Annotated in this window: 10 protein-coding genes and 1 pseudogene; 4 read left to right on the top strand and 7 right to left on the bottom strand. The window is 59.3% G+C overall.

Annotation, left to right across the window (positions count from 1 at the left end):
* Positions 1-341: 341 nt before the first annotated feature.
* Positions 342-1,538, top strand: coding sequence for a tyrosine-type recombinase/integrase (locus ABIB38_RS22630; protein ID WP_109343478.1), 1,197 nt, complete (start codon positions 342-344; stop codon positions 1,536-1,538).
* A 156-nt stretch (positions 1,539-1,694) separates the two neighbouring features.
* Here ABIB38_RS22630 and ABIB38_RS22635 read toward each other — a convergent pair whose 3' ends face one another.
* The 7 genes from ABIB38_RS22635 to ABIB38_RS22665 all read right to left on the bottom strand — a co-directional run bounded on the left by ABIB38_RS22635 (position 1,695) and on the right by ABIB38_RS22665 (position 12,746).
* Positions 1,695-2,279 carry an SIS domain-containing protein gene (locus ABIB38_RS22635; RefSeq protein WP_109343479.1) on the bottom strand — a complete coding sequence of 195 codons (585 nt, stop codon included), beginning with the start codon at positions 2,277-2,279 and terminating at the stop codon, positions 1,695-1,697.
* A gap of 18 nt (positions 2,280-2,297) precedes the next feature.
* On the bottom strand, positions 2,298-3,224 hold the full coding sequence (locus tag ABIB38_RS22640; protein ID WP_005670924.1) for a cation diffusion facilitator family transporter: 927 nt from the start codon (positions 3,222-3,224) through the stop codon (positions 2,298-2,300).
* A 110-nt stretch (positions 3,225-3,334) separates the two neighbouring features.
* The gene (locus ABIB38_RS22645; protein ID WP_157225733.1) at positions 3,335-3,916 is read right to left on the bottom strand and encodes a hypothetical protein; all 582 of its coding nucleotides are present in this window, start codon (positions 3,914-3,916) and stop codon (positions 3,335-3,337) included.
* Between the two features lie 133 nt (positions 3,917-4,049).
* Positions 4,050-7,235 (bottom strand): CusA/CzcA family heavy metal efflux RND transporter, encoded by a 3,186-nt coding sequence (locus tag ABIB38_RS22650; RefSeq protein ID WP_005670927.1) that lies wholly within the window; start codon positions 7,233-7,235, stop codon positions 4,050-4,052.
* Between the two features lie 12 nt (positions 7,236-7,247).
* On the bottom strand, positions 7,248-8,498 hold the full coding sequence (locus tag ABIB38_RS22655; protein ID WP_005670929.1) for an efflux RND transporter periplasmic adaptor subunit: 1,251 nt from the start codon (positions 8,496-8,498) through the stop codon (positions 7,248-7,250).
* On the bottom strand, positions 8,495-9,799 hold the full coding sequence (locus tag ABIB38_RS22660) for a TolC family protein (protein ID WP_005670931.1): 1,305 nt from the start codon (positions 9,797-9,799) through the stop codon (positions 8,495-8,497). Before ABIB38_RS22660 ends, ABIB38_RS22655 begins: the two co-directional genes overlap by 4 nt.
* Before the next feature lie 511 nt (positions 9,800-10,310).
* Positions 10,311-12,746, bottom strand: a complete 2,436-nt coding sequence (locus tag ABIB38_RS22665) for a heavy metal translocating P-type ATPase (protein WP_109343483.1) — start codon at positions 12,744-12,746, stop codon at positions 10,311-10,313.
* A gap of 90 nt (positions 12,747-12,836) precedes the next feature.
* On the opposite strand from ABIB38_RS22665, the gene cadR reads away from it, so the two are divergent.
* The 3 genes and pseudogenes from cadR (at position 12,837) to ABIB38_RS22680 (ending at position 15,301) form a co-directional block, all read left to right on the top strand.
* Positions 12,837-13,265, top strand: coding sequence for a Cd(II)/Pb(II)-responsive transcriptional regulator (cadR, locus tag ABIB38_RS22670; RefSeq protein WP_219864043.1), 429 nt, complete (start codon positions 12,837-12,839; stop codon positions 13,263-13,265).
* Positions 13,266-13,590: 325 nt separating this feature from the next.
* Positions 13,591-13,995, top strand: a pseudogene (locus tag ABIB38_RS22675) (c-type cytochrome); the annotation flags it as partial.
* 547 nt (positions 13,996-14,542) lie between these two features.
* Entirely contained in the window at positions 14,543-15,301 is a 759-nt protein-coding gene (locus tag ABIB38_RS22680; RefSeq protein WP_429206945.1) for an FTR1 family iron permease, read from the top strand.
* The last annotated feature ends 71 nt before the right edge of the window (positions 15,302-15,372 follow it).

Genomic DNA, 15,372 nt, shown 5'->3' on the forward strand with positions numbered 1-15,372 from the left:
CCAACATGGCGCTCGGCGGTATCACGCCAAAACAGAAATTGGCACTCGCCGCTTAACCTCTACTTTTAGCGTGCTCTAAAAATGGGGGGATTACCGATCCGCTTTTCGACATCACGTACGGCGCGCGTGAGGACGGACAAAGCGTCGACAACGCCGCCCTCCCCGCTTTGCCATATGCGATGGTTGTAACAGTCGCCGCTGAAGACACGCCTGGCGTCTACAATAATATTCGGCAGCGCTACCAGACGCTGCAACCAGTCGAGATTCGCCAAGAGGTGCGCATTCAGAGCGGCACCGGGAAATCTCAACCGAGTTAAATTCCCGTAAAACAGTACGTTTCAATGTCTGAACAGATAGCCGCCGTCCTCGAAGAAATTTCCGTTCCGCCTATGGAGGTGATGACGGTATCACGCGACCTGGATGGGTCCGTTGGGTCTAATCGCGAGTGGCATGTGCCGAGGCAGATCAGCGCGAACACCGATGTCGCGGCGGTGCTGGCTTGGCTCGCGAACTTTGTCCATAAAAAGGCCACGTTCGACGCCTATCGAAAAGAGGCTGAGCGGCTGCTTCTCTGGTGTGTGCTTCAGCGTGCCAAGCCGCTGTCTTCCCTGACGCACGAAGATTGGTTGGCCTATCAGGCATTCTTGGGCAACCCCTTGCCCCGAGACCGATGGGTGAGTGAACAGAGTCGCAGACATCCTCGCAATGATCCGCGTTGGCGCCCGTTCGCAGGGGCATTGTCAGCGTCAAGTCAAAGGCAGGCGGGTATCATATTGACGTCGATGTTCGCCTGGCTTGTCAGTGCAGGCTACCTGGCAGGCAATCCGCTCTCGCTTTCCCGCCAAAGAGGTCGCGCACGGGCGCCTCGTATTGAACGCTATTTTGACGATGAACTCTGGCTAGAAGTAAAGGCCACGATTGACGCCATGCCGCGCGAAACGCCGAGGGAGCGTGAGCGATATCTGCGACTGCGGTGGTTGTTCACATTGCTCTATGTGTGCGGTCTACGCATCTCGGAGATTGCCGAGAACAATATGGGCAGTTTCTTCTGCAGGCGCGACCGCGATGGCAGCGAACGGTGGTGGCTCGAGATCCTCGGCAAAGGAAGTAAGGTACGCCTAGTGCCGGCGACCAATGAATTGATGAACGAACTCGGCCGATATAGGCGTGAACTAAGCTTCCCTGCGCTGCCTGTACCTGGAGAGTCGACGCCGCTGCTACTGCCCATCGGCGGGAAGCCTAAGGCGATGAGTCGCGGCGGGATCCACGATATCATCAAGGCTGTTTTCGCGATGACGGCCGAGCGAATCGAGCTCAAGGGACCACAATTCGTGCATGTTGCTCATCGAGTCAGTCAGGCATCGGCGCACTGGTTGCGGCATACCGCGGGGTCACACATGGCGAACAACTCCGTAGACTTGCGGCATGTCAGAGACAATCTGGGTCACGCTTCGATCAGCACCACTAGTGGTTATCTGCACGCACCGGACGACACGCGGCACAACGATACTGAAGACAAGCATCGAGCGAATTGGTAGCGTCGGCAGAAAAGACACAGCGATTCTTAGCTTTGGCAGCATTAGCCGACGTTCTTAACCAGGACAATGACCCCCTCATGCTCAAGGCGTCCGTTCGCCTCGGCAGCGGGACGCGCTGTACACTCGCGTTGGCCCTGGAACTCGCCCATGCCTACGCTAGTAATTGGCCGGGTACAGTTCGCGCTCGACCAACTCGATCATTATATGGATGATCTTGATGTGTAGCTCTTGAGTACGGTCAGCAAAATTACCGCCCGGGCAGCTGATGCAGACGTCTGAGAAGTCCTCCAATGGCGAGCCAGCAGTCCCTGTCAAAGCGATCACGACCATACCAAGCTTTTGCGCCATCTGGGCCGCGACCAGAATCGAAGGGCTTTTCCCGCTCGTACTGATCGCGAGCAGTACATCGCCCGGACGACCATGGGACTCGATGTAACGGGCGAACACCTGATCGTATCCATAGTCGTTTGCAACGCAGGTGATATGAGTTGGGTCGCTAATTGCGGTTGCGGCGATCCCGGGCCGATCACGACGGAAGCGTCCTGTCAGTTCTTCCGCGAAATGCATGGCGTCGCACATTGAACCGCCATTCCCGCAAGAAAAAGCCCTTCCTCCCTTGCCGAACGATGTCACCAGTACCTGTGCGGCGTCAGCCACGGTTTGCAGCTTGGTTGCGTCGTTCACGAACAAGTCCAGAGCGTGCCGCGCTTCGGTCAGCCCATTCTTGATATGTTCAATCATATGCTCTTCTCTATAAAATCAGTGACTTGCCGATGGCTCGAAGCCATGGACCTCGGTGGCCTGCTCGCAAGGCGTGCGCTCGACTTGCACTGTCGAATGGTAGATGTGAAATTCATCTGCGATTTCATGACGGACCGAGATCAGTAACGCTTCGAGATCCACATGCCCCGGATCGCAAACGATGTGCACGCTCAAGCTCACCTTGCCGCTTGTGATGGCCCACACGTGCAGGTCGTGGACGCTTGCAACGCCTGGCACTGCAAGAATCTTGGTTTTCACATCAGCTAAATCGATGCCTTCAGGTACACCTTCGAGCAAGACGTTCAAACTTGCTTTGAGCAGAATCCAAGTGCGCGGCAACACCCACAGTCCGATGGCCACAGCGATCAACGAATCGACCCAGGTGGCGCCGGTCCAGCGAATCACAAGCGCACCGACGATCACGCCAATCGATCCGAGCATGTCGCTCCATACTTCCAGATAAGCGCCTTTCACGTTCAGGCTAGCATCCTTACCGGCAGAAAGGAGCCGCATACTGATCAAGTTGATCACCAGGCCGAGCACCGCCACGATGAGCATGGCGCCAGAGGCTATCTCGGGCGGATCCTGCAGCCGCTTCCAGGCCTCAACAAGAATGTAAATGGCCACCATGAACAACAGAATCGCGTTGAGGGCTGCTGCCAGGATCTCGAAACGATAGTACCCAAAGCTACGCTTTGCGTCGGCCTGACGTCGCCCGATGTGAATTGCGGCCAGCGATATCGCGAGTGCGGCGGCATCTGTGAACATATGCGCCGCATCGGAAATCAAGGCGAGGCTATTCGTCATGATCCCGGCAATGAGCTCAGCGACCAGAAACGACGATGTCAGCCCTAGTGCTATCCACAGAGGACGAGCGTTCTGTGTAGGTGAAATGGCGTGCGAATGTGAATGCCCTGAACCCATGATATCTCCTCAATATCTTACATTTTTAAGTTGGCACTGGACCGACCGCCGGTCTTTGCATCGCATCGCGCAGCGGCGCGCAATTATTTGCGTACAGGCCAATCCTTACCTCAGTAGAAAAGCCGCCTGATGTGAACCACTTGCGGCGCAAGCACGGCCAAGAGCAGGATCAGCACCAGTGCAATGCCAGTTACGGCATCTACGTTGTCGAACCCTGCTGCAATCAAACCTACCGCCACCAGTGGGGCGATAAAGGGTAACAAAGCGACCGCTGCCTTGATCACGAACATCGCACCGTGCTGTTCGCACAATAAACAACTGTATAGCGCACGCAATGCGCCGGCCGTGAACGCGCACATTGCAAGCGGCATCAAATCGCTTGGCAAGAGGTTAGAGGCATGGTTAAGAGCATGTATGGCCCCTCCTGCGATAAACGGACTTGGAATTAGCAGAACGACGACAACGGCGAATCGCATATTTTCGTCCCGACCTGCCTCCTCTTCTTTGCCAACTGCGCGCTCGCATTTATTGCTATAAAGCATGATGACGGCAATTTGGTACAGGGCACTCGCAGCGAGCGAAAAGCTCTCCCAAAATATGGCGCCGTAAGCGGTCCACGCCAGTGACAGGACATTCGTTCCCAGCACAAGATGCGGCAAAACCACTTCAATCCCACTTGGTGTCAAACGCATAATCGACCTCTCCCTGATGGGCCGCACGAAGTGCATGGGCGAGCCAAACATGAGTGCCGGCACATACCGCTGACTCGCCCCTCAAGAGGCGGTGTGCTGTTCACACCGCCGGATACACAGCTTCACGCGGGTTTTAGACGGGGGTGACCACGCGCGTCTCACGCAGGGGGCCATCTGGATCCTTACGATGCGCCAGTCGATATAGAAGAGGCAGTACCAACAACGTTAGCGCCGTGGACGACAGGATGCCGCCGATAACCACCGTCGCCAGCGGGCGTTGTACCTCGGCGCCGGTGCCAGTGGCAATCGCCATTGGCACAAATCCCAAGGACGCAACTAGCGCCGTCATAAGGACCGGCCGCAGACGCGTTAGCGCTCCATGGGTGATCGCTTCGTCGAGCGACATGCCGTCTTCTCGCAGCGAGCGGATGAACGAAATCATTACCAGCCCGTTCAGCACGGCCACCCCAGACAAGGCGATGAAGCCGACCGCAGCGGTAATCGACAGCGGAATGCCTCGTAAAGCCAAGGCCGCGATCCCGCCGGTCAAGGCAAACGGGATGCCGGTGAACACCAACAGCCCGTCTTTGACGTTTCGGAACATCATAAATAGCAACATGAACACCAGGAACAACGCCAGCGGCACAACGATCTGCAAGCGCTGGGTAGCCGACTGAAGCTGTTCGAATGTCCCGCCCCAAGTGGTCCAATAGCCTGCAGGGATCTTCACGCCCTTGGCCAGAGCCTCCTCCGCTTCCGGCACGAAGCTGCCGATATCGCGGCCGCGTACATTGGCACTGACCACGATACGGCGTTTGCCGTCTTCGCGGCTGATCTGGTTCGGACCCGGTGCTAGATCGAGCGTTGCCAGTTCACCTAAGGGAATGAAGGCGGGAACGTCTTCATTGCCTCCAGCGCTTGTGCCTGAGGGTGGTGGCACTGCGATCGGCAGGCGACGAAGTGCATCCAAGTCTGCGCGTTGCACCTCTGGTAGCCGTACCACGATGGCGAAGCGGCGATCGCCTTCGAACATGGTGCCGGCCTCGCGTCCACCTGTGGCCGCAGAGATCGTGGCCTGCACATCAGTGATGTTCAGCCCGTAGCGCGCTGCCTTGTCCCGGTCAATATTGACTGTCAGCATCGGCAAACCGGTAGTCTGCTCTACCTTAACTTCAGCTGCGCCCGGCACGCGTTGTAGCACCGCGGCGATCTGAGCACCGGTCGATGCCAGCACTTCCATGTCGTCGCCATACAGCTTGACTGCGACGTCGCTACGCACGCCGGAGATTAGCTCGTTGAAACGCAGTTGAATAGGCTGCGAGAACTCATAGGCATTGCCGGTGTATTTTTCCGCCTCCTCTTGGATGGCTTCCACAAGTTCGGCGTGGCTGCGTTTCGGTTTCGGCCAGTCGGCCTCCGGCTTGAGCATGATGTAGCCGTCCGAGATGTTTTGCGGCATCGGATCGGATGCAATCTCGGCGGTACCGGTGCGGGCAAATATCCGTTCGATCTCGGGGAACTTCGCTTTGAGGCCGACCTCCAGCTTCTTCTGCATATCGACTGATTGGGTGAGGCTGGTCGCGGGAATGCGTAGCGCCTGGATCGCAATGTCGCCCTCATTCAAGTTGGGAATAAATTCGCTCCCGAGTCGTGTCGCCAGCAGTCCAGACAGGACCACGGTGACAATCGATGCCGTCAGCACGATCGGTCCGTTACGCAGGACAGCGCGCAATGCAGGCGCATAGGCATTACGCGCCATTGTCATTAAGCGGTTCTCCTTTTCGGCCACGCGCTTGCCGATGAACAGGGCAACGGCCGCGGGCACGAACGTGATCGACAGAATCATCGCGCCAAGCAAAGCTATGACGACAGCGAACGCCATCGGGTGGAACATTTTGCCCTCGACCCCGCTCAAAGCGAAAATCGGCAGGTACACAACCATAATGATCAACTGCCCGAACAGCAGTGGCCGGCGCGCTTCCTTTGCGGCCGCAAACACTTCACGGAAGCGCTCTTCCAAGGTTAGGTCACGTTTGGTCTGTTCTTGCGCGTGCGCCAGGCGCCGCACGCAGTTCTCCACGATCACGACCGCGCCATCGATGATGATGCCGAAGTCGAGAGCACCCAAGCTCATCAAGTTGGCACTGACCTTGTAGGTCACCATGCCGGTGAAGGTGAATAGCATCGACAGTGGAATGACCATCGCGGTAATAATCGCTGCGCGGATATTGCCCAGGAATAGGAACAAGATCACGATCACCAGGATCGCACCTTCGAGCAAATTCTTACGTACCGTGGAAATCGCCTTGTCGACCAGCACCGTACGGTCATACACGGGGACGGCCTTGACGCCAGCAGGCAAAGTCTTGTTGATCTCGACCATCTTCTCTGCAACGAGCTGCGAGACCTGCCGGCTGTTTTCGCCGATGAGCATGAATACGGTACCGAGCACAACTTCGGCACCGTTGTCGGTCGCGGCGCCCGTGCGCAGTTCGCGGCCGACGGCGACGTCCGCGACATCACGAATCCGAACCGCGACGCCATCGGTATTTTTCAGGATGGTGTTTTGGATGTCTTCGATGGTTCGCACCTGCCCCGGCGCGCGGATGAGAAGCTGTTCGCCCGAGCGCTCGATGTAGCCTGCCCCGGTGTTATCGTTATTGCGCTCAACCGCAGTGACGACGTCGGCCAGGGTCAGACCATAGGAACTGAGCCGGTTCGGATCCGGCGTGATGTGGTATTCCTTAGCGAAGCCACCGATCGAATTGATTTCGGTCACGCCCGGGACCTGACGCAACTGCGGCTTGATGATCCAGTCCTGCACTTCGCGCAAGTCAGTTGGCGTATAGGCTGTCCCGTCAGGCTTCTTTGCGCCTGCTTCTGTTTCGACCGTCCAGAGGTAGATCTCGCCCAAGCCAGTGGAAATTGGCCCCATCATGGGCGTTGCGCCCTCCGGCAGCCCTTCACGGGCTTCCTGCAGTCGCTGGTTGACCAGCTGGCGCGCGAAGTAGATGTCAGTACCATCCTGGAAAACGACTGTGACCTGCGACAGCCCGTAACGCGATAATGAGCGAGTCTGCTGCAGTCCAGGCAGGCCCGCCATCACGGTCTCGACCGGATAGGTAATGCGCTGCTCGACCTCGAGCGGCGAATAGCCTGGTGCCGAGGTGTTGATCTGAACCTGCACGTTAGTAATATCTGGCACAGCGTCGATCGGCAGACGCTGATAGTTGTAGACGCCAATTGCCGCCATGGCCAGGACTAGACCCATGATCAGCCATCGGCTGTCGATGGCGAAACGAATGATGCGTTCGAACATGGAAATCCCCTATTAGTGGTCGTGCTCGGCGCTGCCCTTGCCAAGTTCGGCCTTGAGCACGAAGCTGCCGCGATTAACGTAGCGCGTTCCTGCTGCCAGGCCCTTCAGGATTTCCACCCCTTTGCCGTCACTAATGCCGGCCACGATCGGCTGCGTGCGAAAGCCCCCTTCCGTCACTACAAACACTACTGGCTTGTCTTCCACCGTCTGGATAGCATCGGCCGGAATCGCCACAGCAGCCTGTTTAGTCCCTTGCACCAGTGCGACGTCCACGAACAGGCCAGGGCGCCACGCGCCGCCTGGGTTGTCGATCACGACGCGCGCTGTGGCGGCGCGGGACTGTGCCCCGACTAGTGAGCCGACATAACTTACCTTCCCAACGGCTTTCATATCAGAGCCGGTGGCACTGACAACCGCCGTTGCGCCGCTGCGCACGCTTGCCAAGTCTTTCGGTGTGACTGCGACATCGACCCAGACGCGCGAGAGGTCGGTTAGTACGAAAACATTGGTGTTTTCCTGCACCGCTTCGCCCCGCGTGATGTGCTTTTCAACGACGACAGCGTCGAACGGCGCACGCAACTCGTACCGGTTCAATGCGCCGCCTCCGGAGCCCACTTCAAGAGCTGCCAATTTCGAGCGCGCTGCCTGCAAGGTAAGCTCGGCCTCGCGAAGTGCCTGTTCGGCCTGCTGAAAGTCCTGCTGGGCAGAGATACGGTCCTCCCACAGTTTCTTTTCCCGCTCATAGATGGTTTTGGCCAGGCCGAGCCTTACCTGTGCCGCGCTCGCGGCGCTACGCAGGTCAGCCAGCTCCGGGCTTGAAATGACGGCTAGCACCTGGCCCTTCTTGACCGTTTGCCCCAGCTGCGCCGGCACTGATTCGGCGACGCCGCCCAGGCGCGGCACTACGTGAGCTGTCAGATCGTCGTTGACACGGACTTCGCCAGGCAGTTTGACAATGTTCTCGATCGTGGCCGCACCGGCAACGGCGGTCGTAATTCCGGCCTTTTCTGCCTGCATGACCGGCAGCTTGACCACTCCTTCGTCCTTGTGCTCATCCTCGGCGCGTTCGTCGCCTGCTCCACCGGCTTCTTTTGCGCCCTCCTTCTGACCGCTCTCGGCATGGCCATGGGCATCTTCGCCGGCGCTACCTTCAGCGCTTCCCTTGTTCCAGAACAGGATGGCCAGGGCCAGCACGACACCGACGGCCACGATTGCGGCAATGATTGGCAGATTTTTCTTACGATGATTTTGCAGGGGCGTCATTGCAGGTGTTCCTTGAAGATGGTGGTGCTCTCGGCATTAGTAGCCGGTGCGATTCGTTCGATATCAGTTGCTGCTCGATACCGATCGGACAGAGCGCGCAGATACAAGCTGCGTGCCTGAATTAATGCGCGCTGGGTGTCAAGAACGTCGAGAAACCCGAATTTTCCGAGTTCAAAACCAGTCACGGCAGCGTCATAGGCTTGCTGCGCCGCTGGCAGCATCTCGGACTTGAGGCTGTCGATCTGAAGCTGAGCGACCTCTGCACGCTGGTGAGCGTCCGCGATTTCCTCATACACCCGAAGCTGCTCGGCGCCTAATTCGTCGCGAGCCTGGTCGGCTCGTCTAAGTGCTGAGAGCATGTTCCCCTGGTTGCGATTGAAAAGTGGCAGCGGTACGGAGATACCAAAGACGGCTTCGCTCCCGCTGCGTTCACGATCCCGCTGGCTACCCACGGTCACCGTCACATCTGGTACCCGCGCCGAACGTTCCATGCCGACCAAAGCATCCTGCCGTTTGACTTGCGCTTCGGCCTGACGCAGTTGCGGCGACATGGTTAGCCGCTGCTCGAGCTCGTTCATCGTCGGTACGGCAGCGAACTCGACGGCTGGCATCTGGAGTGGCTGGGCAATCGCTCGCGAGCTGCCCATCAGTATCGCTAACTTGCGTTTGGCTGACTTCAGGTCGGCTGTTGCTTGGGTGAGGTCAAGACGCACGGCCGACTCTGCAACACTCGCACGGGTTTGTTCGACTGGCGATATCTTGCCGGCAGCGACGCGCCGACTCGCGGCATTCGTCGCCCGGCTTGCGACCTCAATGGCCGCCTCGGCCAGACCGACCCGCTCTTGCGCTGTCAAGGCCTCCAAATAGGCCGCCATAACGTCGGCACGCAACATCGCTCGTCGCACGTTCACTGCTTGGACGGCGAGTAGACGCTCTTGTTCGGCGACCGCGATGCGGGCGCTTCGTTTGCCGCCGAGCTCGATGAGCTGGGTAATCTGGGCGGTCTCGACCCTGGACCGACGGTCGGTTCCTTCGGTGGATAGAGCCAGCTCAGGATTGGGTATGACGCCTGCCTGAAGCCTCCCACCCTCGGCAATGCCGATCGCCTGTGATGCGGCTCGTAAGCCTGGGTTGCCTGCGTACGCAGCCTGCAACGCCTGCTGCAGGGTCAGCGGCAGTAGCGACGTATTCCCGGCGAGCGGCGGACTGTTTGGATCGCGCAAAATTTCCGTTTGCGCGTAAAGGGACGTCGACTGTGAAAACAGCAACAGCGCGCCCATGATCAACGATCTGGATTGCATAGATAACTCCGAAGTTAACGAATCGAAAGCTATCCGGCGACAGCGAGCACACCGGCCGAGTGCGTTGGCACACGGTCGGAAGGCTCGGGGATTACCTGGTAAAAGAAGGTATAGCCGCCGGAATTACACGGCGGCGGGCCACTGGGGGCGTTCGGGAGGGACTTGAGTGACTGAAACGTAACTGACGTTTGGACCAACCGGCGCGAAGTGCGCCATCGTCAGGTAGGGGGCGTTTTGAACGGCTGCGGGAGCGAGCACTGCGTGCGCGCACGAAGAACAATGCGAGTGCTGCGCGATCTTCTTCGTCGACGCAGGCTTACCGTCATCGGCGGCCGCCACCTGATCGTGAGCGCCGGTCTTATGCTGATGATGTCCAAGGTGCTGTGCGGCTCGTCCAGTCTCATGCATGCAATAGGCGCTGATCGCACTCCAGGTAAACTGGAATGCGAGCATCATCAGCATGCAAGTGAGAAAACGGCGCATCATGGTCGCGAGTATAGCATCGGTGCGGTTACACGTTGCTGCCATGCAGACGTACGCGAAGCAGACGCATGCCATTAAAGATAACCAGCAGGCTGGCGCCCATGTCCGCGAACACGGCCATCCACAAGGTGGCTGATCCTGCGATAGCGAGCACCAGGAACACGGCCTTGATCAGCAAGGCTGCAACGATGTTCTGCTTGAGGATGGCGGCTGCCTGCCTGCTCAGGCGAATGAACTGCGGGATCTTGCGCAAATCATCATCCATCAGCGCGACGTCGGCTGTTTCGATGGCGGTGTCGGTGCCCGCTGCGCCCATCGCAAACCCGATATCGGCCTTGGCCAGCGCCGGGGCATCGTTGATGCCATCCCCTACCATGCCGACGGTACCGAATTGCGCCACCTCGTCATTGATGGCAGAGAGCTTATCCTCGGGCAGCATGTTCCCGCGGGCGTCATCGATGCCAACCTGCCGTGCGATCGCTTTGGCCGTCACCGCATTGTCGCCGGTGAGCATGACCGTCCGGATTCCCAGCCCATGAAGCTGGGCCACCGCTTCGCGACTGGTTTCACGAATGGTATCGGCCACCCCGATAACCAGCAGTGGCGACGTCTCATCGCAGAGGACAACCGCGGTCTTTCCTTCACCCTCCAGTGTCGCCAGGACACTTTCCGTCGCGGTATTGCAGATGCCGAGCTCCTCGACCAGGCGGTGATTGCCGAGGTAGTACCACTTCCCGTCGATCCGCCCTTTCGTGCCGCGGCCGGTCAAGGCCTCGAACTCGGTCACGGATGCGAGGAGCAGGTCCAGGCCCAAGTTTTGCCAGTGGCGGCTCACCGCGGTCGATACCGGATGGTCGGAACGGTCCGCGAGCGCGGCCGCGAGCTGCAGATGAGTCTGTGCATCGCCTTGCAGGGGCAACACGTCCGTCACTTCGGGTTTACCCTGGGTGATCGTGCCGGTCTTGTCCAGTGCGAGCGAGCGCAGCTTGCCGCCCTGCTCCAGGTAGACGCCGCCTTTGATGAGGATGCCGGCCCGCGCCGCCGCAGCCAGGCCGCTGACGACGGTGACCGGGGTCGAGATCACCAGGGCGCAGGGGCAAGCGATCACCAGCAGGACAAGCGCCTTATAAATCCATGGCATCCATTCGGCGCCCAGCATGAGCGGCGGCACCAGGGCGACGGCGAGCGCAATGGCGAACACGATGGGCGTGTAGATGCTGGAGAAGCGGTCGACGAAACGCTGCGTGGGCGCGCGGCTGCCCTGCGCGTCCTCGACCGCGCGGATGATGCGCGACAGGGTCGAGTTGCTGTGGCCGGCGGTGACACGGTATTCGAAAGAGCCCGTTTCATTGATCGTGCCGGCAAACACCTTGTCGCCGACCGTCTTCGGTACCGGCATGCTCTCGCCCGTGATCGGCGCCTGGTTGACTGACGACTGGCCAGTGGTCACTTCCCCGTCCAGGGCGATCCGCTCGCCGGGTGCGACACGGGCCAGGGCGCCGATCGCGACCGTGGTGGCGTCCTGTTCACTCCAGTTGCCGTCGTCAAGGCGCACGCTTACCCGTTCGGGTGTCAATGCCATCAGGCCCTGGATGGCGTTTCTCGCACGGTCGAGCGAGCGGGCCTCGATTATCTCGGCAAGCGCGAAAAGGACCATGACCATCGCCGCTTCGGGCCATTGCCCGATCAGTACCGCGCCGGTCACGGCGATTGACATCAGGGCATTGATATTCAAATTGCGGTTCTTGACCGCAATCCAGCCTTTCTTGTACACCCCCAAGCCCGTCGTCGCGATCGCAAGCAGCGATAGCAGGATGACTGGCCACCAGTTTTCATCGCCCGTCGTCCATGCGACGACCTCGGCACCGACTGCTGCGGCCAAGCCCAGGGCAAGGACTGAATACTGCCGCTTTCGGGAGACCGATGGGACCGCAGCGGCTCGTCCTTGCCCAGCTGCAACGAGCACCGCCTGCATACCGATGGACGTCAGTGCATCCAGGATCGCCATTGCCGGCCCACTATGCCTGACGACCAAGCGACGCTGGACGAGATTGAAGTCGAGCTGTTCGACCTGCGGCATGCCGGACAGCTTGTTACGGATGAGCGTCTCCTCGGTGGGGCAATCCATGTTCTCGATGCGGAAAACAGTGCCGGCTGCTGACCCGCTTTGCTCCTCGGTCTGTTCAATCACCGGGTCCATGCCGACCGCGCGTACTGCTGCAAGGATCGCCTGTGGATCGCCGAGGCTGTGCTCCACCCGCAAGCGGCGCTGGACAAGATTGAACTCGAGCTTTCCGACGCCTGCAACGCGTCCGAGCGCTTGCCGCAGCAGTCCCTCTTCTGTCGGGCAGTCCATCTGGTCGATGCGAATGAGAAGAGAATGGTCCAAGGCTGCAGATGAGGCACCCGCGGTCTCGATCGGTGCAGATTTTTCGCAACATGATTTCGTCTGGCATTCCGACATGACGACTCCTCGAGAACTGTGTATAGTTCACATTGAACACCCTGTAGCGGGTACGGGGTCAAGCACTAAGTTAACGTACCGGGATTTTTCTTGAAGATTGGCGAATTGGCAGACCGGTCAGGCTGCTTGGTTGAAACCATCCGCTACTATGAGCGCATCGGATTGCTCGCTCCGCCTGAAAGGTCGGCAAACAATTATCGAGCTTATAACGAGCTTCACGCTGAGCGCTTGCTGTTCATTCGGCATTGCCGCGCCTTGGACATGACACTCGATGAGATCCGGACGCTGCTCGATTTTCGCGAGGCGCCCGGAAAAAATTGCGAGAGCGTCAACGCGTTGCTCGACAAGCACATCGGGCACATCGTCGACCGTATAGCAAACCTGTCAGTACTAGAAGCGCAGCTCAGAGACCTCAGGAGCCGTTGCATCGCCACCGACAGCACAAATCCATGTGAAATCCTGCAGGCGCTCGGCGCTGCGGACGTTTGCGACGAGCCAGTAAGGCCTGGGCGCCATTGACTAGCCCTGGACTTTCCGCGCCATCACTGCATTGCTGAACCAGCGAACAGCCGGAACAATGCGCTTGACCTTCAAGTAGCTTGAAGGTGTTTAATATCAGGTTCTCGAACCTGAAGACAAGTATCCCGATATGACGTACCCCATTTGGCGTCGGCTAATCGCCTTCGTAATGTTCTGCTGCTGCGTGATCGGTACGACACACGCTAGTCCCACATCATCGGAAGCAGAAGTCCGCCAGCTCTGGCAGTTGCTCGATTATGTCGCCGTCGATTACGCCGGCGCGGTCCAGAACGGAGCGATTGTCAGCGAACTCGAATACGGCGAAATGCAGGAGTTCTCGACGCGCGCACAGAACCAGGTGACGGCATTGCCTCCGCATCCTTTGCATGCAGAACTGGCAGCTGCCACCACCAAGCTGAAGCAGGCGGTCAAGCGCAAGGAAGCGCCGCAACAGGTTTCCCTGCTTGCGCGAGAGGCAAACCGTTTGCTGCTGCAGGCCTACCCCTTCCCTGTTGCGCCGCGCGCCTTGCCCGATCTGGCCAGCGGTGCGGCGCTGTACCAAGCGCAATGCGCTTCATGCCATGGAGCGGCCGGCGCCGGCGATGGGCCACTCGCGGCCAAGCTCGAACCTAAACCAATCGCATTTACCGATGAGGAAAGAGCCCGCTCCCGCTCTCTCATGGCCCTATATCAGGTCATCAGCCAGGGTGTCGAGGGCACATCGATGCCGGCCTTTGCAGGCTTGTCCGAGCATGACCGCTGGTCTCTGGCGTTCTATGTCGGCAGCCTGGCGTTCAAGGACACGGACGTCGCAGTCGGAGCGTCTGCGTTTGCACAGAACACCTCCGCGGCCGCCACGATTCCCGACATGAACACGCTCGTGACGGCGACCGAAGAAGAACTGGCGAAGGCTGGCTCACCGTCGACCGCGCGGGCGGTCCTGGCCTACGCACGCACCCACCCCGAGGCCGTACAGGAGCAGCAGGAACGCAAGGGCATCGTCCTTGCGCGCAAACTGCTGCAGGACAGCCTGGATGCCTTGAAGAATAAGCAGCGGGCGAAGGCCACCGAGCTTGCTTTATCGGCTTACTTGGACGGCTTCGAGCCGCTCGAGGCGAGGCTCGACGCGACGGACCGCCAGCTCCTGGTGGACGTGGAGCGCGGTTGCACAAGGCAATGTGTTGCGTGCGACCGAATACGCCTCTCAACTCGACGCGTATTTCGTACGTGTCGAGGAGCTTACCGGCGCGAACAAGACCGACGCGACGACGGTGTTCGTGGGCGCGTTGACTATTCTCCTGCGCGAAGGTGTCGAAGCCCTGTTGATCGTGATTGCGATGGTTGCGTTCCTCCGCAAAGCGGAGCGTCCACAGGCCTTGCACTACGTGCACGCCGGCTGGATCTCGGCGCTGGCGGCAGGCGCCTTGACATGGGTAGTGGCCACCTATGTGGTCAGCATCAGTGGTGCAAGCCGTGAAGTGACCGAAGGCCTCTCGTCGCTCTTCGCCGCCGCGGTGCTGCTGTCGGTCGGGCTATGGATGCACCAGAAAGGCCAGGCCGGACAATGGCAAGCCTACCTGAAGCAGCATTTGACAGCGGCGATGGAAAAACGCTCCGCATGGGCGTTATTTGCCCTGGCATTCATCGCGGTATACCGGGAAGTCTTTGAAACGGTTTTGTTTTACTCGGCGCTCGGCGCCGACGGCAACGGCCCTGCGCTGTTGGCAGGATTCGTTACAGGCCTGGTCCTGCTGTCGATAATTGCTGTCATTTTCCTGCGTACCAGCGCACGCATGCCGATCGGTAAATTCTTCTCGTTCAGCTCCGTGCTGGTGGCCGCCCTGGCAGTTGTCCTGGTCGGAAAAGGAATCGCAGGGCTGCAGGAAGCCGGATGGCTGACGGCCACACCGGTCACGGGACCGCGGATGCCGGTCCTCGGCCTCTACCCGACGATAGAGACTTATGCGGCGCAACTGGCCCTGCTCTTGGCGGCTGGTCTTGGCTTCGGCTTCAATCTGATGAAGGTCCGCAAATAGTTATTGAATGGCTCGCAGCAGGCGTCGCGGCTGATGCCTGCCGGGTAATCATCACCTTATCGCCGAGAGGG

Origin of the sequence: Massilia sp. UYP11 (assembly GCF_050434805.1) — a bacterium.
Taxonomy (GTDB): Bacteria; Pseudomonadota; Gammaproteobacteria; order Burkholderiales; family Burkholderiaceae_D; genus Telluria.